The organism is Pseudoalteromonas sp. Xi13, assembly GCF_003952205.1.
Taxonomy (GTDB): Bacteria; Pseudomonadota; Gammaproteobacteria; order Enterobacterales; family Alteromonadaceae; genus Pseudoalteromonas; species Pseudoalteromonas atlantica.
This window is the reverse complement of record NZ_CP034439.1, coordinates 3,522,263-3,541,299: the sequence shown is the minus strand read 5'-3', so window position 1 is coordinate 3,541,299 and position 19,037 is coordinate 3,522,263. Positions and strand designations below refer to the sequence as shown.

The following is a 19,037-nucleotide window of genomic DNA, read 5'->3' as shown; positions in this document are numbered from 1 at the left end:
GTGCAATTTGAATATGATTTATCAGGTAATTTAGCGTAAAACCTAGTGGCCAGCTGTAAAGCTACTTTGCCCCAGTGAGCGTGCTTTAAATGCCGCTTGCGAGGCTTTTTTAGCTAACTGGTTAAAGTCATCATTTTTGAGTTGCTGCGCTATGCCTAAAGATAAGTTAATGCCAGGCAGCTTAGTGCCGCTTTTTGAGCTAACAAAACGAAGCTTTTCTACGCCATTACGCACTTTTTCAGCAATAACATTGGCGGTTTCGGGGTCTATATCTGGCAGTAATACGGTAAATTGGTCCTTTGCTGTGCGCCCAGGTAAACCACTTTGAAAAACATATTTTTTTACTTGTTTAGCTACTTTGTTCAAAATAACTTCGCCAATTATATCGCCGTAATTATCTACAAAATGATCTAAATTATCTATTTGAATAGCAATTGCGCAAATTGATTTGTCTTGGTTGCTCCATAGTTGGGTTTGCTGCGTTAAATAATGACGTTTATACAGCCCCGTTTGTGAGTCAATAATGTGCTGCTTACGTAATTGCGCCAGCTGTTTTTGGGTTTTTTCGTGTAACTTTTTAGCTTTATATAGCTCGTGTTTAAAGTGCTTGTGTTGCTCAAGTAACGTGGCTGATTGGGTGTTTAACGTATCGAGTGCTTGGCGGCTTTGCTCTATATTATTCTCATCAAGCGTGTGCATGCACTCACTTACTTGGCCGGCAAAGCTAACAATTTGTTTTTCGGTTGATTGCGCATTGCGCGACAATGAATCAATAACCCCATTTACGTTATTAATCATTGCCACTTGCGTGGTATGCCCTTCGTTTAAAAACTCAAAGTAGAGCTGCTCAATCAAAATACTATCAATTTGGGCTTTATTAGTAATGGCCTCGTCTATGGCGTTATTTAGCTGAGGATTTACTTTACTAATATAGGTATAGGCAACGTGGTAATTTAACGGAGAGGGAGGCAGCGTATGACGTTCTAAAAACAGGCATACATTCGTCATTTTTTCTTGAGCTACAGCCATGGAATCATGGAACATCATTTTAACTACCAACTAAGTACGCATTAAATTACACATTAAAATAACTCTTCTATGAGGCGGCAATGCATCCAAGCTTTATTATTTTTTTACTACAATAATCGTTAAGCAGGCTATTTAAAAGTAAAAACCAGTATTAGTGAACTTAATTTTTTACTTTTGCTGCCTAATAGCTGATTTTATCATCAAAGAGCACGTATTTAGCTTAATTTAGGCGGATTCAGCTTATTTTACCCGCTCCAATTAAGCGTGTGTTATTGAGATTAATCGCATTTATCTTGCTATTTACTCAGCCTACGATAGTTTTGTGAAATCTATTGTATGGTTAAGTAAAACTAAAATGAATTATTCCTTACCCCCGCGAATTTGCCGCACACTGCTTGTGCTATCACTTTTTGGCACGCTAAGCGCATGTACATTAACAAGCCCCAACGCAAACACACAATTTGAACAAGTGGCGCAAAGTATTGTTGATTACCGCAAACGTGTTAATCCCTACACTCAGCCTGAAGGGGTTGATGGCTATTTATTACCTAATTTATCGGCTGAATTTTTAAAGCAGCAATATGAGGAAAAAACAGCATTATTAAGTCGTTTAGATGCAATTGATAGCGACCAGCTTTCAAGTGAAAACAGTATTAACCTCAGTATTATTCGTGCGCAAGTACAAAACAGTGTTGATGAATATGTATTTAATGCGCACTACATGCCGCTAACTTCTGAGTATGGGTTCCATTCTAGCTTGTCTTATATGATTAATAGTTCGCAGTACAAGCAACCACAACAGTTAGAAACGTATTTAGCCCGCCTTGAACAAGTGCCGCGCTTTTTTGAGCAAAATATACATTGGATGAAAAAGGGGCTCGAAACGGGGCTTACTCAGCCACAAGCGGTATTAGCTGGGTATGAAGACTCAATAAGCGCATACATAGTAGATGATGTAACACAGTCAGACTTTTACTCCCCGTTTAAAACGAACACAGCAGGGCTAAGTGAAAACGACTTTAAAGCGTTGCAGCAAAAAGCTAAACGCATCATAAAAAACGATGTTATTGCCTCTTACAAAGCGTATTTAACATTTTTTACTACGCAATATCAGCCGGGTGCACGTACTACGATTGGTATTTCGCAAACCCCTAATGGCAAGGCGTTTTATAAAAACCGCGCACAGTATTACACCACCACAAATATGAGCATTGATGAAATACATCAGCTGGGGTTATCTGAAGTGGCGCGTATCCGCAGTGAAATGCAGGCAATAATTAAAGAAGTAGGCTTTGAAGGCACGTTTGCCGATTTTATCCACTTTTTACGTACCGATCCGCAATTTTACGCCACCACTCCAGAGCAGCTATTAAAAGAAGCTGCTTATATAGCTAAAAAAATGGACGCGCAGCTGCCTAAGTTATTTCATACACTGCCACGTATGCCCTATGGCGTTGCACCTGTACCTGCAAATATAGCCCCTAAATATACAACAGGTCGCTATGTTGGCTCGAGCCGAAGCGATCAAGCAGGTTATTACTGGGTTAATACATATGCGCTAGATAAGCGCCCGTTGTATGTATTAGAGGCGCTGACCTTACACGAAGCCGTACCAGGGCATCATTTACAAATATCGCTTAATGCAGAGCTTGAAAACTTACCAAGCTACCGACGTGATGCCTACCTTTCGGCTTTTGGTGAAGGGTGGGGGCTTTATTCTGAATACTTAGGTATAGAAGCAGGCTTTTACCAAGACCCATACAGCCGGTTTGGCCGTTTAACCTATGAAATGTGGCGTGCAGCTCGTTTAGTGGTTGATACAGGTATGCACATGTACGGTTGGAGCCGCGAGCGCGCTATGAACTTTATGAGCGAAAACACGGCGCTTTCATTACACAATGTTAAAACCGAAACCGACCGCTATATTTCGTGGCCGGGGCAAGCTTTGTCGTACAAAATTGGCGAGCTGACTATTAAGCGTTTACGCACAGAGGCCGAGCAAGCGCTTGGGCCACGTTTTGATATTCGTGAGTTTCATCATCAAGTATTGCGTCATGGTTCAGTGCCGTTATCAGTGCTTGAAGAGCAAGTTCGTTTGTATATAAAAGCTGAGCTTGAAAACGCACAAAGCTAATTATCTAAAGGTATAAACCTTGAACAACGAAAGGTGTTGTGTCATTTTGACGCAACACCTTTTTTATTTTTAAAAACAGCCATCAAGGGGCCTTGGATGAGCGATTTTATTATTTTTAGTATTGATGTATTTGCGAGTATTTTTATTGTTGCATTAGGATTAATTGTACTTACCGTTATAGTTTTTTATTTTCGTGATATTACTCAAACAAAGCATGCAATTAGGCGAAATTACCCGGTTATTGGCCGCTTTAGGTACTTTTTTGAGCGCCAAGGCGAGTTTTTTAGGCAGTACTTTTTTGCCCTCGATAGAGAAGAAATGCCGTTTAACCGAGCAGAGCGCAGTTGGGTGTATCGTGCTGCAAAAGATGTCGATCGTACCGCTGCATTTGGCTCCACGCAAAGCTTAGAGGTAACAGGTACAGTGATGTTTATGAACTGTGCTTTTCCTACCTTAGATGAAGAGGCGCTGGACCCAAGTAATGTAACTTTAGGCCCTTATTGTAAAACGCCGTACACCACTAACTCCTTGTTTAATATATCGGGAATGAGCTTTGGTGCGCTCTCAAAACCGGCTGTCAGAGCGTTATCAAAAGGGGCAAAATTAGCCGGCTGCTGGATGAATACTGGTGAAGGCGGGTTAAGCCCTTATCACTTAGAGGGCGGAGCCGATTTGGTGTTTCAAATTGGTACGGCTAAATATGGTGTGCGTGACGAGCTTGGAAATTTAAGTATTGATAAACTTAAAGAAATTGCGGCGCATAAAAACGTAAAAATGTTTGAGCTTAAATTAAGCCAAGGTGCCAAACCAGGTAAAGGCGGTATGTTACCTGGTAAAAAGGTTAATGCTGAAATTGCTAAAATAAGGGGCATCCCTGAGGGTAAAGATTCAATTAGCCCAAATGGGCACCCAGAGATCAAAAAGCCAAGCGACATATTAGATATGATTGCCACAGTGCGAAACGCCACAGGCAAACCTACCGGCTTTAAAGCCGTTATTGGTGATTACACATGGCTAGAAACGCTATTTGCAGAAATAAACCACCGCGGGCTTGAATCAGCACCGGATTTTATCACTATTGATAGTGCCGATGGCGGTACGGGCGCAGCGCCACAACCCTTATTAGATTCGGTAGGTTTACCGCTACGCGAAAGCTTACCGCTGGTTGTTAATATGCTTGAAAAACACGGCTTAACAGGACGGGTTAAAGTCATTGTATCGGGTAAGTTAATTGTGCCCTCTAAGGTGGCATGGGCGCTTGCTTTGGGTGCTGATTTTGTTGTTTCTGCTCGTGGTCATATGTTTGCGTTAGGCTGTATACAGGCTATGCAATGTAATAAAGACACCTGCCCAACCGGTGTAACTACCCATAACGAGCGGCTACAGCGTGGGTTAAATGTTGCAGATAAAGCCCAGCGAGTTGCCAATTATAATAAATATATTCATTACGGTGCTGGCTTAATTGCCCACTCATGTGGTGTAACGAGTGCGCGGGAATTAAGGCGTAAACACGTGCGTATAGTGCAAGAAAGTGGGCTGTCGGAGCCGCTCGATAAAATTTACGAAAACTACCAATAACGGTATTGGTAGTAAAAAAGGCGCTTTGGCGCCTTTTTTAATTTAGCTGGCTTATTAATAAACTAAAAAAGGCATCTTTGTTGTCGCAGCTTTTGGCATTTAAAATAAGTTGCTCACCTAAGCTCAGCGTTTGTTTTTGTACTGCAAGGCGCGTATTTTCATCTTCAATGCTGTCAATATCTACCACATGCGCGAGCCCTATGGTGCGCCTAATTAGCTCTGTTCCACAATAGCCTATGGCGTCTTGTAATACGGTTTTCATAAAGTACTGTGGGTAGCCCTCGGTATTAAGGGTGCGATCTGTGCTGTGGTTGGCAATTAAAGCTAACCATTGTTGCTCAAATAAATTATAGCTTTCAACAATGCAGCTAAGTAAATGCGTTTGATAGTTTCGCCGTGCTACAAACTCTTCAATATGCCCTGCTTGTGCGCAGTAATTTAATAGTAAATTGCCAATAAAAGAGCCTATATCAAAGCCAACAGGGCCAAAAAAGCCAAACTCGGGGTCAATCACTTTAGTGGTATTGGTATCTACAAAAATACTGCCGCTGTGCATATCGCCGTGCAGCAATGTTTGCGGGTTAGATAAAAAATTAGCTTTTAATTTCGCAACTTCTAACTTAAGTGCCGTGTTATCACGCAAAGCGTGTACATGTGTAGTAAGTTGCTCGTCAAAGTGATTGCGTTCGTGATCTGTATACGGATCGCTAAAAAATAAATCTTCTGTAATTTGGCAAAGCTCAGGATTAGTAAATTGCTGTACGAGGGCCTTTTTATGCTGGGCGGTTAGGTAAAAATCTGAATTATAAAACCCGGTATGGCTTAAATACGTAGCTACGTGCTCGGCTAACTTAGGAAATTGCTCCGCGTTATTTTGCGCAGTGCGCAATATTTTTAAGTGACCTAAATCTTCTAAAATAGTAAGTGCGTAAGCTTGGTTATAGTGCAGTACTTTAGCGGTGTTTTGTGGGCAAATAGCGCCATGGTTAAGTAACACTTGCGCCTCTATACGGGCTCTATCAAGCGTGAGCGGCCATGATTCACCTACACAACGAGCATAAGGCAGTGCTTGCTTTAAAATAATGCTGTTATGGTGCTCATCGCTAATTCTAAATACTAAATTAAGGTTACCGTCTCCAAATTCGTACGCAGTTAAGTGTGCGCCAGCATTAAAAAAATCATACTGCTTAGAGTCAATTAGCGAGTTTACATATTCAATTGCGCGCTGCGCATCAAACGCGACATAGTTAGCCATAGTGAGTTCTCAAATAACCTTTTTGGGCATTCTATACCTTTAAATGTTTAGATGTCTACAAGTCTAACTTGAGAGTTATTCAAACTGATGTAAAATACCCTTACGCATTTTATTTAAGCAGCCTCACCATGCAAAACCTAATCGCAAGCAGTTTAAAATATGAAAACGGCACATTAAGTGTGCTTGACCAGTATTTACTTCCTCATCAGCAGGTATGGCACGAATGCCATAGTGTTGAGACGATGAAGGAGCTGATCATCAGTTTAAAAATTCGTGGCGCACCATTAATAGGCTTAGGTGCGAGTTTGCTGGTTGCTCATTTAGCGCGGCAGGGGGGAACTCAAGCGGCGCTTGCAAAAGCAATTGATGAGCTTGAAGCCACAAGGCCAACCGCTGTTAATTTAATGCATTGCATGGCTATATTAAGAGAGGCCCTTAAAAGCGATGATTTTGTAGCTGCTGTGGTGTGCAGCGCAGAGCGCCTTTTTATTGAAGACATTGCCCTATGTGAGCGTATGGCAACGCGCGGAGCTGAGCTTATAAACAGCGGCGACAATATTTTAACCCATTGTAATACCGGCGCATTAGCGACTGCTGGTATTGGTACAGCATTAGGCGTTATTTACAAAGCGCAGCAACAACACGGCAATATACATGTGTGGGTTGATGAAACGCGGCCCTTGTTGCAAGGCGGGCGTTTAACCGCGTTCGAACTTGAGCGCTGGCAAGTACCGTATACGCTTATTTGCGATAATATGGCAGCAAGTTTAATGGCCGCAGGCAAGGTAGATAAAATAGTGGTAGGCGCCGATCGTATTGCTGCTAATGGCGACTTTGCTAATAAAGTGGGAACTTATAATTTAGCTGTATTGGCCCATTTTCATGATATTCCTTTTTATGTTGTCGCGCCTTTAACTACGCTTGATACACAAACAGCTTGCGGTAGCGATATAGCAATAGAGCAGCGAAATAGCGCAGAGGTACGCGGCGTAAGTGGCAGTTTTGGTGAGGCGCTGTGGGCACCCACTAATGCCAATGTGTATAATCCCGCATTTGATGTAACACCTGCAAAACTAATAACAGCTTGGGTGTTAGATACCGGTGTTTACAATAAAAGTGATGTAGAGAGTGGGGCGTTAACAGCGCTTAAGTAGTTTTTAAACATCGCTCCACTTATCCCTTTGTGGAGCGTATTACGTTTGCTATGCGAGCAACGGAAACTGCTTCGCAATTTCAGACTCGGTGCTTTTTGCAACCCAGCCCTCGGTATTATTAAATAATCGAATGGCGGTAAATTCTGGGTCGCTCCCCATATCAAACCAATGTGGGGTAAGAGTTGGGACCGAAATTAAGTCACCTTGCTGGCATAATACTTGGTAAATTTTGGCATCAATATGTAGGCAAAATAACCCTTGGCCTTTTACAAAAAAGCGAACTTCGTCTTCACTATGAGTGTGCTCAAATAAAAACTTTTCTCGCATTTGTGCCGCTGCAGGATTACCTTTTGCAAGCGAAATAACATCTACCGTTTGGTAGCCATTTTGCGCTTTTAAGCGCGCTATATCATTTTTATACGCTGCAATAATTTGCTCATTTGTGGTGTGCTCATTAATGGGTGCGGTTGCTTGCCATTGTTCAAAACGTACATTTACTTTTGCTAATTGCTGAGTAATTTCGCTTAAATCACAAGTGTTTACCAGCGCATTACTCGGATTGTTGCTAGCATAAATTGTTAATTGGCTCATGCAAATTGCTCCAATTTAACTGTGCTAAAGTCATGTACGTATGGGTGCGCGCTATGTGCTTGGCCATCACGTATTAAGTGCAAGGTTTTAAGCCCTGCGGCTTTGGCTGCATCAAGCTCACCTGCCACATCACTTAAAAACAAGATTTCGTTAGCACTAAAGGGGAGCTGGTTAACTATAGTGTTATAGGCGGCTTGCTCTTGCTTTGCGCCGACTTTGGTATCAAAAAAATCATTAAACAGGGGGCGTATATCGCCATAGTCACTGTATTTAAAGAGTAACTGCTGCGCCCTCACCGAGCCTGATGAATACACATAGAGTGCGGTGCCTTGAGCGTGCTGAGCTTGTAAAAACTCAAACGCATCTGCGTATAGGTGGCCTTTAAAATCACCGTGCTCGTAGCCCGTTTGCCAAATTAGCCCTTGTATTTGCTTTAAAGGGGTAATTTTTTTATCTTCTTCAATCCACTTTAGTAACACGCTAATGACATTTTCTATATCGGCATCTGGCTCATTAATAATGGCTTTAACAGCCGCTATTTGCTCAGCGACATGGGTTTTATTTTCGTTTAAGCGCATAAACGTTGCTAGTTGTTTAGCTGCATACGGAAACAGCACCTCTTTTACAAATGAGATACGTGTTATGGTGCCTTCAATATCAGTTAAAATTGCTTTTATCATTATAGCTGTGCCCCAATACCTTCTATTTTTAACCGTTCGAGCTCGCAACTAAATAAAAACTCTAACCCTTCTAAGTGGCGAAGTGCTTGCTTGTAATTACGCCCTACTACATAAACGCCATGCCCACGAATTAACACTGCATGTTCAATGGGTGTATGTAAGTGGTGATCGCTAAGCAGCAAACTTAAGCGGTCTATGTCTTGGTCGTTTTCAAAAATAGGAATGCTGAGCGTATCTAAATGCGAGGTTACCCCACTGAGTGACTTTTGCATTTCGTAACCGCTTAAATTTAATGCATGGCTTTTAATTACACGCGATAGTACGGTGGCTGCTACTGAGTGAGTATGCAGCACCACGTTTGCGTGCGGAATAAGCTTATACATGCCTAGGTGCAGTTGCGTTTCGGCCGATGGGTTGCCAGCACCTTTAGTGCGATTACCTTGATGATCAAGCTCAATGAATGTGTGTGTACCGAGCTGACCTTTATCAAAGCCGCTAGCGGTAACCACATACCCTGTTGCGGTGCGCGCCGAAAAATTTCCGCCGGTGGCGGGAACCCAGCCTTTTTGACTGATCCATTTTCCGGCTTCAATAAGTTGCGAAATAGCGGTATTGTTGTGCATACATTCCTCACCAATGAGTGTAATACCAATGCGTAATAATACTTAATGCGTTTAAGGCGCTAAACCAAACGCGAGCTGCGTTTTTGCTACCTCAAAATAACTCAGTTAATTAAGCAAATTGATATAAAGCTATTTAATTTTAGACGGCTATACTTCTGTTTTAAGCAATGATAGCATCGCTTTAAGCGCAAAACCATCATTAAGGGCCTGTCGTGTTTGAAAGTAAATTACCAAATTTAAGTGTTAGTATATTTAGCCAAATGAGTGGCTTGGCAAGTCAGCATTCGGCAATAAATTTATCGCAGGGTTTTCCTGAGTTTGATGCGCCAGAACTACTGAAAAACCAGCTAAATTTTTATGTTCAGCAAGGGGTTAATCAATACTCGCCATCCAGTGGTGTGCCCCGTTTACAGCAACAAATAGCAAATTTAGTTTCGCGTAAATACGCGGCTAACATTGATGCAGCTGAGCAAGTTACGGTAACGTCGGGCGCCACCGAAGCATTATTTGTGGCTATTCAAACTATAGTACGCCCCGATGATGAAGTCATTGTGTTTGACCCCGCTTATGACTCTTACCAGCCCGCCATTGAGCTTGCTGGCGGTAAAACAGTTCATATTGCATTCCATGCCCCCGATTATGCTATTGATTGGCAAACGGTTCGCAGTGCAGTGAGCAAAAACACGCGCGCTATAATTATTAATACGCCACACAATCCAAGCGGAAAAATACTTAAAAGCGATGATATAAACGCGCTCAAATCGTTAGTAAGCGACCACGATTTATATGTAATAAGTGATGAAGTTTACGAACACATTACCTTTGATGGCGATAAGCACTTAAGCATGCTTTGTGATGAGCAACTACGTGAAAAAAGCTTTGTTATATCAAGCTTTGGCAAAACGTTTCACAGTACCGGCTGGAAAATGGGGTACTGTATTGCGCCTGCACCGCTTGCTATTGAATTTAGAAAAATACACCAGTATGTTACTTTTTCAAGCTTTACACCTGCACAACACGCATTGGCCGACATGCTTGAACAACAAGGCGAGCATGTCGATGAGCTGAGTAATTTTTATCAGCAAAAGCGCGACTTACTGGCACAGCACTTAAGTGACAGCCGTTTTAATATTTTACCAAGCCAAGGTACGTACTTTTTATTGCTCGATTACAGTGAGGTGTCTGATCTTAATGATGTGGATTTTTGCCACTGGTTAGTAGAGCAAGCTGGGGTTGCTGCTATTCCTTTAAGTGTGTTTTATAAGCAACCTTCAAATGATAAAGTGATTCGACTGTGTTTTGCTAAAAACGATGAAACCTTAATAGAGGCCGCGCAAATATTATGTCAACTTTAACGCTTACACTCGTTCAAAGTGCGCTGCATTGGCTTGATAAAGACGCCAATTTAGCCATGTTTGATAAAAAATTAGCAGCGATGAGCGCTCAACCTGATTTAATTTTACTACCCGAAACCTTCGCCACAGGCTTTGCTATTAACCTTGATTGCGCAGAGCCCGAAAATGGCAAAGTGCTGAGCTGGCTAAAAACCCAAGCACATAAACATAAAGCTGTTATTGCAGGTTCGGTTTTGGTTGCTCAAGGCGATAAAAAAGCGAATCGCTTTTATTGGGTGACCCCAAGTGGCGAGGTAAATTATTACGATAAACGTCATTTATTTCGCTTAGGCAGTGAGGGCGATTACGTTGTCGCAGGGCAAGCGCGTAAAACGTTTGAAATTAACGGTTTTAAGTTACTGCCGCAAGTATGTTACGACTTGCGCTTTCCGGTTTTTCAGCGCAACAATAATGATTACGATGTAATGATAAACGTTGCAAACTGGCCAGCAGTTCGTCGTCATATTTGGGATACGCTATTAATGGCGCGCGCTATGGAAAACCTATGTTATGTAGTAGCCGTTAACCGTGTTGGCGACGATGGCAATGGTGTTGCGCATAATGGCGGCACGGCTGTGTACGACTTTAAAGGCGATACACTCGCCAAAGCAAAAGACAATACACAAGAGTTACTTACCGTAACACTTGAAAAAGCACCGCTTGATGATTTTAAAGCCTCGTTTCCTGCTTATTTAGATGCCGACGCGTTTACCTTGGTATAAATCGCTAAGCATTAGCGCCTAGCCAATAAAGTGCTAAAATAGCCGCTGATATGTTTATTGGCGGCTTTATGAATACAACCCTTATAACACCGGTAATTTTAGCGGGCGGCATTGGCACACGGTTATGGCCGCTGTCTCGCCAAGCTATGCCTAAGCAATTTTTACCTCTGCTTGATAACAAACACTCACTATTACAAAGTACGTTAGCGCGTGTATCGGGCAAGGGGTTTGCAAAGCCAATACTTGTTTGTAACGAACAGCACCGTTTTATTGCTGCTGAGCAAAGTGCACAGGCCGCTCCTCATGCACTTTTGTTAGAGCCGCAGGGTAAAAATACCGCGCCGGCCATTGCGCTGGCAGCACACTACGCTTTACAGCAAGGCATAACAGGGCCAATACTGGTGATGCCTGCCGATCATCATATATCCAACTTTACTGAGCTCACACTTAAATTAAACGATGCAATTGAATTAGCCCAGCAAGGTATGTTGGTCACGTTTTCAATTACACCAACACAGCCCCACACTGGGTTTGGCTACATTAAGCAAGGTAGTAAAATAGTAGGCTCCAATTGCTATAAAGTGGCTGAATTTAAAGAGAAGCCAAGCTTGGCTACCGCTGAGCATTATTTAACTCAAGGCGGTTATAGCTGGAATAGCGGGATGTTTTTATTTACACCGCAAGCCTATTTAAATGAGCTAGAACGCTTTGCACCAAAAATTGCACACAGTGTTAGCGCGGCGGCTACTTTCTCTGACGATTTAGGGTTTACAAGGCCGGTAAGTGAGCCACTTAAAAACTGCCCAAGTGACTCTATCGATTACGCTATTTTAGAGCGCAGTAATAATGTAGCAGTGCTGCCTGTTGCTCTTAATTGGAGTGATGTAGGCAGCTTTAGTGCCTTGGCTAGCCTTATTAAAAAAGATGCACATGGCAATAATGAAAACGACAGCCATACCGCGCAAAATAGTACTAATAATTTCGTTATAAGCGAAAACGATCACAGCGTTGCTACCCTTGGGGTTAGCGACTTAGCTATTATTCATACCCACGATGCCACCCTCGTTGCCAATAAAAACAAGCTCGATGGTCTGCCTTTATTGCTCAAGCAATTAGCGGTTAGCCAAAGTGATAAACTCAATCACCATCAGGTTGTGTATCGGCCATGGGGCAATTACCGCACTTTGGTTGAAGGTGATGGTTTTAAAGTTAAAAAAATAACCGTAAACAGCGGGGCTAAACTTTCAACGCAGCGCCATCAGCATCGTGCAGAGCATTGGGTAGTGGTATCGGGTATTGCTGATGTTCGGATTGATGAGCAATTGCTAACTCTAAACCACGACCAATCTTGCTACATTGCAGCAAAACAAATACACAGCTTAGCGAACAATCAAAAAGAGCCGCTAATTGTCATTGAAGTACAAACTGGCACCGTACTAGATGAAAGTGACATAGAGCGTTTTGATGATAAGTATGGAAGAGAGTAAACAGCTTAATCTGCAATTGAAAAGCCCATTAACTCAACTGCCCGCGCACGTACTTTAAGTATTGTTCTAGGCTTCGCTGCCATAGCTCTAACGCCTCATCTAGCAGGTTGTTATGGGGTTTGTTATCAAGCAAGCGGCGCTCTATTTTTTTAAGCTCAATACCGTAACGGTTAAAGCCTAATTGCAGCGCGGTGCTTGCTTGGCGGTGCAATAATTTAATGCACTGCTCTGGTTGCTGGTCAATAAGTTCTTGGCATCGGGTTAGTTTAGTCCGTGCTGAGAGTACAAATTCATTGTAAATCGACGACACTTCATCCTCACTAAATGAGCTGGTTAGCGTTTCTGCTGCGGTTTCGTCGTATAAGGTGTCTACTAGCTCTACAGCTATATTTGTAGTTTGATTGGATTGTGAATCACTCAGTGCTTGGCGAAGCTTTTGCTGCTTAATTGGTTTGCCTACTATGTCTTTTATTCCCAGAGCTAAGTATTCTTTTACCTCGTCAGGGCTTAAGCTTGCTGTAAAAGCCAGTACGGGCGTGCGCTGGTTTTTATGCTCCAAACGCTGCAGTCGTTTTAATACTTCTTGGCCGGTAAAGTCTGGCAGGTTCATATCCAGTAAAATAACGTCAAAATGATGCGTTTGCAGCAGTTCAATAGCGCTTTTGCCATCTTTGGCGAGCTTTATTTTATGCTCATCTTCGGCCATAAATTCAATGGCAATTTTTTGATTTAAATCTAAATCTTCGACTAGCAGTACTTCAAGGCCGGTTAAGTAGTCTTTGTTTTGATGTCGCTGCTCTACCAAACTAAGTTCCCCTAGCGTAAAGGTGGTAGTAAAGCTAAATACGCTACCAGTGCCTAGTTGACTGGTTATTTCTAAACGGCTGCCTAGCTTTTCTAGTAAGCGGCTGGTGATGGCAAGCCCAAGGCCGGTGCCGCCTTTTTCTTTGCCGGCGCTACTTTGTACATAGGGTTCGGTTAAGTAGGCTATTTCGTCTTTTTCGATACCAGGGCCTGAGTCTTTAACGCTAATTTTTATGGTGTGCTCAAGCTGCCTGTCGCTTATTAAATCAACCTGAATTTTTACTATACCGTGGTCGGTAAACTTAATGGCGTTACCAACAAGGTTAATAATAATTTGCCTCAATTTTTGCTGATCGCAGTAGTAACAGGCTTGTTCAGGGATATTACATACCAGTTCAAACTTAAGCTGCTTTTGCTCCGCCAATGGGCTGAGTAATAAACACAAATTGTTTAACCAGGTTTTAAATTCAATGTCTTCTTCGTAAAGTGCTTCATCACTTTGATCTAGGCTTGCGTAGTCAAGCACTTTATCAACCAGTAAATTTAACGACTCGGCTGAATTAATGATGGCCTCACAATAGGCTTTATTGCGGGTGTCGGTGCTTTGGTTCATAACCAATTGGGCGCTGCCTAATATGCCATTAAGGGGGGTGCGAATTTCATGGCTAATCGTTGATAAAAACAGGCCTCTAATTTCTAAATCTTTTTGGGCTTTGTCGGCCAGCTTGTTAAGGTTTTTTTCTCTGCGTTCATTACACAAAAGCGCCATACCGGCGGCATAAAACATAGGTGCAATAACGCCATTTAAAAACAGTAAGCTGCTAAACCATGGGCTTTGCAATAGCAGGGGTTGTTCAATATTAACCATAAATAGTGAGCGGCTAATAAAGCTCAGGCCAACTAAAGTTAATATTAAAATGTAAACAATGGTGCCATTTGGGTAGGTTTTTCGGGCATATTTAATAAATAAAAACAGCAAAAAAGTGGCTTCTGCAATGTGCTGTACATCCGAGACGTAAATTCGCTCGCGTAAAGAAGGGTCAATAAAAGAATAATACCCCAACATTACTGCGCTAAACGCGGTAAAGGAGCACAGTAGCTTAAAGCCAATACCCCGATAATCTAAAAATTGGCATATAGCCAAGCTGTGCACAATTGATGCGCCAAACATCATACTGCTGGCAATACTAATCACAATAAGGTTGTGCGTTTTGCCAATAAGCGTAAAGCCAATTACTGCGCCTAGTAATAAAACCGGGTAAAAAATATAAAGCAGAGTACCTGGGGTACTTTTGTTGGTACGCCATGTTAAAAAGTTAAGAAGGGTCATTACAATAATAACGGCAATGCTGGCAAAAAAGAGGGTAAATGAGTCGAGCATAGAGGTTCCAGCAATGGGTACTTTAAATAGAGTAATAAAAAGCGATTAATTTAACAAGCATGCAGCATAAACAAAAACAGGCACCATAAGTGCCTGTTTTTAAATTACGAAATTGATTAACGAATTTCGTCTGGAATGTTTTGTTGAGCCCAAGATAGTAGCTCAATACGGTTACGACATTTAGTTTTTCTAAATGCGCTGTATAAATGTGTTTTAACTGTGTGCGGGCTGATGCTTAAATCTTCAGCAATTTCTTTGTTTTTAGAACCCTTACTCATTAACGAGATTATTGCTTTTTCTCGTTTAGTGAGTTTAATTGGCTCTATGTCACCTTCGGTCAGCTTGTGTAGTGCGTCTTTATTAAACTGCAGCATGCGGTTTAATGCATTACACATAATGTCACGTCTGTACCAAAGCTGATCTTCTAAAAGTAAGCGAATACCTTTCATTAATACATCAGCGTTATCTGTCGTATAAAACACGCCACGAATACCGCTCAACAGCGCGCGGTTAGCGAGCTCTGGGTTTTCGTCTAGGTTAAATAATACGATATCGCACTTGGTGCGCAGGTTAACTAGCTGTTCTTTTAGTTTACCCCATGCATCGTTACTTGATGTTTCAATGAACAGTAATCGAGTCCCTTCTGGTACATCTAAAATATTTGTACCCGTGGTTACGTCAAGGCCTTGCGTTTTTAACAAAGGTTCTAAAACGTTAATGCCAATGGTGTTAATTGGCTCTTGATCTAATAACAAAAAGGCTGAACTGCTCATGTTTTTATACTCTTTTTATAAAGCTGACTAGTTAAGTTTATCACGACTTCCACACCTTTTGTATTAGAAAGTCGGGTTTCGCCTTGTGAACAAGTACGATTTTACGATTATTTAAACATAAAATGTTGCAAATAAGTAATTATTTTTCACTTTATATACATGATAAACCATAACATTTGTAACTAGCTAAATACTAATAATTCCAGTGAATTTTTATTATTAAATTTTTAATTTTTTAGCTTCTTGATACGGAGGCCAGCCCATTTCTTTGCCTGCAAGCATATGTAAATGTATGTGATACACGGTTTGCCCGCCGTGTTTATTGCAGTTCATTACGACTCTGTAGCCATCGTCACTAAAGTTAAATTGCTTGGCTAATTTAGCAGCAACCTCGTATAAATTTCCAACTAAATGTGAGTTTTCGCTATTAATATCATTGATAGTGGCAATTGCTTTTTTTGGAATAATTAACACATGAAAAGGAGCTTGCGGGTTTATATCTTTAAATGCAAGGGTAGTGTCGTCTTCGTAAATAATGTCGGCAGGAATTTCGCGGTTAATAATTTTTGTAAATAATGTTTCTGTGCTCATAATCGTTTCAGTGTAAGGTTTGAATTTAAAGTCACTAATGACAAATTTTGTTTGCAGTGTCAAACTCAAAACAAATAAAGGAGTTTTTATGCGTAAACCAATGTTAATAACTGCAGCTGCGGCACTATTGATGAGTATGTCAGTAAGTGCCGGAAATATTCACTTTCCTGAAGAGTTAGTGCCTTTACAAGTCGGCGAAAGAGTGATTGAAAGCTCTCTATTTAGCCGCGTTGACGACATTGAACTTGAACCAGGCTCTTATCGATTAAAATTAAAATACACCGATTTATACGAGCTAGGCTTTGACGACCATGAGGTAATAGAGTCTGAACCGTTTTGGGTAGATATTACTATTGACGATAACAAAGACTACGACATGGTGTTTAATCGTGCCGATAACGCGGTATCAGCGAAAATATTTGCTGAGGCACCACAGGTAAGTTTAAAAGCAAAGGGCGCGTCTGTGGCACAGCCGCTTAGTGTTATTTCAAATACACAGCTTGCAAGTCAAAAGCCTGCTTTACAAAATACGGTGCCAGCGGGTCCAACGCGTCCAAGCCAACCTATAAAGCCTATTGCGCCTATTAATGGCAAAGGCATGCCAAGTGCACCGCAAATGCTAGAATTTTGGTGGCAGCAAGCCACGATTGCTGAGCGAAAGGCCTTTTTAGAAAAGGTAACGAACCAAGGCGCTGAATAATAAACTTATCTCAAGCTACTAATTTTAAGCGCTAACTGCGCTGAACTTAGTTACAGTTTTTAGCTTGAGAAAATTACAGTATTAAAAAAGGCCGATAAATCGGCCTTTTTTAATGGTTTTGCTGTTTTACCCTAAAGGTCTAAACACCTTTTGGGTTGGCACAGGTTGGCTATTTATCAAATAAAGCGTCAATGGTGCCTTGTGCAAGCGGGTGGTAGCCTGGGCGTGCTTTGATGTATACATCATGTGCCCATTCGCGCTTACCATTTTTAATAAGTGCTTTGTATAACGGCACAATTAATTTACGGCGGCCAATACCTGATAAGTGCTTATCAAGCGCTGGGTAAATAGGTTGGTAACCATTACCTACCGCTAACATAAACCATGCAAACGCGCGCTCTGCATTGGTTGATTGCGTTAAGTTAAATTGCTTATCAAGCTCGCTCATCTTATCTAAGCTTAAATCACGTGGTAGGTTATTTAAAAAGTGTAACCATTCGTGCACTGTCCACTGAGCCGTAGGTAATTGTGCTGCGCTTGTTTCACCTTTTAACCATGCTGCGCTTGCTGTATCTACTTTATCAAACGCATCCGATGTGGGGTTAGGTGCATCGCTTGGTAAACCTGGCTCAAAAATCCACTCATTCACTTTATCCATGCTTACAACGCCTGGATATTTTTCAATTAAGTTAGCTTTTAAATAAGTAACAAATTGCGCAGTGGTCAGCGATTTAAATGCAAACTCATTAAAGTAGGTCTTAACAAAGTCATCAAACTTATCTCGGCCGTATTTTTCTTCTAGGTAGATTAAAAATAGCTGCCCTTTAGTGTATGGCACTGAGCTAAATGCATCATCTGGATCGCGGCCATTAAGTTTTAAATTAAGGCGAGTATCGGGCGCATCAATCGTTTTAAGCTGAGCGCGTAAGCCTGCTGCATCTAAAGCTTGCTCCATTACGGCGCGGTCGCGGCCAAACACTTCTTCCATGATGCGGTTTTCAACGTACGAGGTAAAACCTTCGTTTAACCATAAATCTTCCCACGTAGCGTTGGTAACTAAGTTACCAGACCAAGAGTGTGCAAGCTCATGGGCAATAAGGTTTACTAAGCTTTTATCGCCAGCAACTACGGTAGGGGTAATAAATGAAAGGCGCGGGTTTTCCATACCACCAAACGGAAAGCTAGGCGGTAACATTAATAAATCGTAACGGCCCCATGCATACTCACCATACATTTCGTTGGTTTTGTCGATCATGGCTTGGGTGTCGTTAAACTCGGCAACCGAAGCGTCTAAAATTTCAGGCTCGGCAAATATACCTGTTTGTTTTGACATGGCTTTAAATTCTAAATTACCTGCACCAATCGCAATTAAGTACGGCGAAATAGCTTGAGGCATCTCAAAGTGGTAGTCGCCATCTTTGTATAGTGCGTCTTTGTTATCGGCGCTCATTACGGCACGTATATCTTTTGGTGTATGAATACGGGCAGAGTAAGTAACGCGCATGGCAGGGGTATCTTGTACTGGTAACCAGCTACGAGCGTGAATAGCCTGCGATTGGCTGTACATAAACGGGTGCGTTTTGCTGGCTGTTTGCTCTGGTGTTAACCATTGCAGGCCAGATGCTTCTGGGCGGCTGTTGTAGTAAATACGTACTTTTGGCGCTTGGCTTTTTAAAGTAATTGTTAGTTTTGAGCCTTTAACATCATCGCGATCTGCCAGTGTAAATTTAGCTTTGTGCCAATCGCCCGAGGTGTCTTGGTACATTACTTTATCAATGTCTAAGTCGCGGGTATCAAGTACCAGCTTTTTACTTGTGTCATTGTTCCACTTTAGCGTGTGCTCAACAAAACCTTCTAATTGCTTGTCGGCAAAATCGACATCTAAATCAAGGTTTAAGTGTGTTGTTACCACATCATCTAGGTTGGCGTATGAGTTTTGATCAATCGCGTTTGCCATTGCTTGCGAGCACATACCGGCCATAGCGAGGCTTAAAAAAAGAGGTTTAATTTTCATAAAATACCCTGAACACTAATAATAAGTGCAGGTTTTATATCATGATTGATACAGCGGGTTGAGTGATTTTTACATTCTTTGCGACAATAAGGTAAACTACTGCGATTAGTTACCAGTACACTCAGAG

General features: G+C 41.8%; 16 protein-coding genes. 7 read left to right on the top strand and 9 right to left on the bottom strand.

Annotation, left to right across the window (positions count from 1 at the left end):
- Positions 1-42: 42 nt before the first annotated feature.
- A complete protein-coding gene (locus EJ103_RS16020) occupies positions 43-1,029 on the bottom strand; it encodes a GGDEF domain-containing protein (protein ID WP_055019619.1) in 987 nt (328 codons plus the stop codon).
- 355 nt (positions 1,030-1,384) lie between these two features.
- Between EJ103_RS16020 and EJ103_RS16015 the strand changes: the two genes are divergently transcribed.
- Together EJ103_RS16015 and EJ103_RS16010 are read left to right on the top strand one after the other, a co-directional pair.
- A complete protein-coding gene (locus EJ103_RS16015) occupies positions 1,385-3,163 on the top strand; it encodes a DUF885 domain-containing protein (RefSeq protein ID WP_126008585.1) in 1,779 nt (592 codons plus the stop codon).
- Positions 3,164-3,259: 96 nt separating this feature from the next.
- Entirely contained in the window at positions 3,260-4,741 is a 1,482-nt protein-coding gene (locus EJ103_RS16010; protein ID WP_004587481.1) for an FMN-binding glutamate synthase family protein, read from the top strand.
- Positions 4,742-4,778: 37 nt separating this feature from the next.
- On the opposite strand, the gene mtnK is transcribed toward EJ103_RS16010, so the two are convergent.
- Positions 4,779-5,996, bottom strand: coding sequence for an S-methyl-5-thioribose kinase (mtnK, locus tag EJ103_RS16005; RefSeq protein WP_126008583.1), 1,218 nt, complete (start codon positions 5,994-5,996; stop codon positions 4,779-4,781).
- A gap of 128 nt (positions 5,997-6,124) precedes the next feature.
- On the opposite strand from mtnK, the gene mtnA reads away from it, so the two are divergent.
- Positions 6,125-7,150: an S-methyl-5-thioribose-1-phosphate isomerase gene (mtnA, locus tag EJ103_RS16000; RefSeq protein ID WP_126008581.1), complete on the top strand. Its 1,026-nt coding sequence runs from the start codon at positions 6,125-6,127 to the stop codon at positions 7,148-7,150.
- Positions 7,151-7,198: 48 nt separating this feature from the next.
- Here the strand turns inward: mtnA and EJ103_RS15995 are convergent, their stop codons facing one another.
- The 3 genes from EJ103_RS15995 to EJ103_RS15985 are packed head-to-tail and all read right to left on the bottom strand — an operon-like array spanning position 7,199 to position 9,044.
- The gene (locus EJ103_RS15995; protein ID WP_126008579.1) at positions 7,199-7,741 is read right to left on the bottom strand and encodes an acireductone dioxygenase; all 543 of its coding nucleotides are present in this window, start codon (positions 7,739-7,741) and stop codon (positions 7,199-7,201) included.
- Entirely contained in the window at positions 7,738-8,421 is a 684-nt protein-coding gene (gene mtnC / locus EJ103_RS15990) for an acireductone synthase (protein ID WP_121638139.1), read from the bottom strand. The genes EJ103_RS15995 and mtnC overlap by 4 nt, the downstream gene beginning before the upstream one ends.
- On the bottom strand, positions 8,421-9,044 hold the full coding sequence (locus EJ103_RS15985; protein WP_004587487.1) for a methylthioribulose 1-phosphate dehydratase: 624 nt from the start codon (positions 9,042-9,044) through the stop codon (positions 8,421-8,423). The genes mtnC and EJ103_RS15985 overlap by 1 nt, the downstream gene beginning before the upstream one ends.
- 212 nt (positions 9,045-9,256) lie before the next feature.
- Between EJ103_RS15985 and EJ103_RS15980 the strand changes: the two genes are divergently transcribed.
- From EJ103_RS15980 to EJ103_RS15970, 3 genes are all read left to right on the top strand, one after another.
- Entirely contained in the window at positions 9,257-10,399 is a 1,143-nt protein-coding gene (locus EJ103_RS15980; protein WP_126008577.1) for a methionine aminotransferase, read from the top strand.
- Positions 10,387-11,160 carry an amidohydrolase gene (locus EJ103_RS15975; RefSeq protein WP_126008575.1) on the top strand — a complete coding sequence of 258 codons (774 nt, stop codon included), beginning with the start codon at positions 10,387-10,389 and terminating at the stop codon, positions 11,158-11,160. The genes EJ103_RS15980 and EJ103_RS15975 overlap by 13 nt, the downstream gene beginning before the upstream one ends.
- Positions 11,161-11,228: 68 nt before the next feature.
- The gene (locus EJ103_RS15970; RefSeq protein ID WP_126008573.1) at positions 11,229-12,647 is read left to right on the top strand and encodes a mannose-1-phosphate guanylyltransferase/mannose-6-phosphate isomerase; all 1,419 of its coding nucleotides are present in this window, start codon (positions 11,229-11,231) and stop codon (positions 12,645-12,647) included.
- A gap of 28 nt (positions 12,648-12,675) precedes the next feature.
- Here the strand turns inward: EJ103_RS15970 and EJ103_RS15965 are convergent, their stop codons facing one another.
- The 3 genes from EJ103_RS15965 to EJ103_RS15955 form a co-directional block, all read right to left on the bottom strand.
- Entirely contained in the window at positions 12,676-14,832 is a 2,157-nt protein-coding gene (locus EJ103_RS15965; protein ID WP_126008571.1) for an ATP-binding protein, read from the bottom strand.
- Positions 14,833-14,948: 116 nt separating this feature from the next.
- Complete coding sequence (locus EJ103_RS15960) at positions 14,949-15,605, bottom strand: response regulator transcription factor (RefSeq protein WP_004587492.1); 657 nt, start codon at positions 15,603-15,605, stop codon at positions 14,949-14,951.
- A gap of 219 nt (positions 15,606-15,824) precedes the next feature.
- Positions 15,825-16,196: a histidine triad nucleotide-binding protein gene (locus tag EJ103_RS15955; RefSeq protein ID WP_029772877.1), complete on the bottom strand. Its 372-nt coding sequence runs from the start codon at positions 16,194-16,196 to the stop codon at positions 15,825-15,827.
- Between the two features lie 88 nt (positions 16,197-16,284).
- Here EJ103_RS15955 and EJ103_RS15950 point away from each other — a divergent pair, with 88 nt between their 5' ends.
- Positions 16,285-16,896 carry a DUF2057 domain-containing protein gene (locus tag EJ103_RS15950; RefSeq protein ID WP_126008569.1) on the top strand — a complete coding sequence of 204 codons (612 nt, stop codon included), beginning with the start codon at positions 16,285-16,287 and terminating at the stop codon, positions 16,894-16,896.
- Between the two features lie 169 nt (positions 16,897-17,065).
- Here the strand turns inward: EJ103_RS15950 and EJ103_RS15945 are convergent, their stop codons facing one another.
- Complete coding sequence (locus EJ103_RS15945; protein WP_029774313.1) at positions 17,066-18,910, bottom strand: M1 family metallopeptidase; 1,845 nt, start codon at positions 18,908-18,910, stop codon at positions 17,066-17,068.
- Positions 18,911-19,037: the final 127 nt, after the last annotated feature.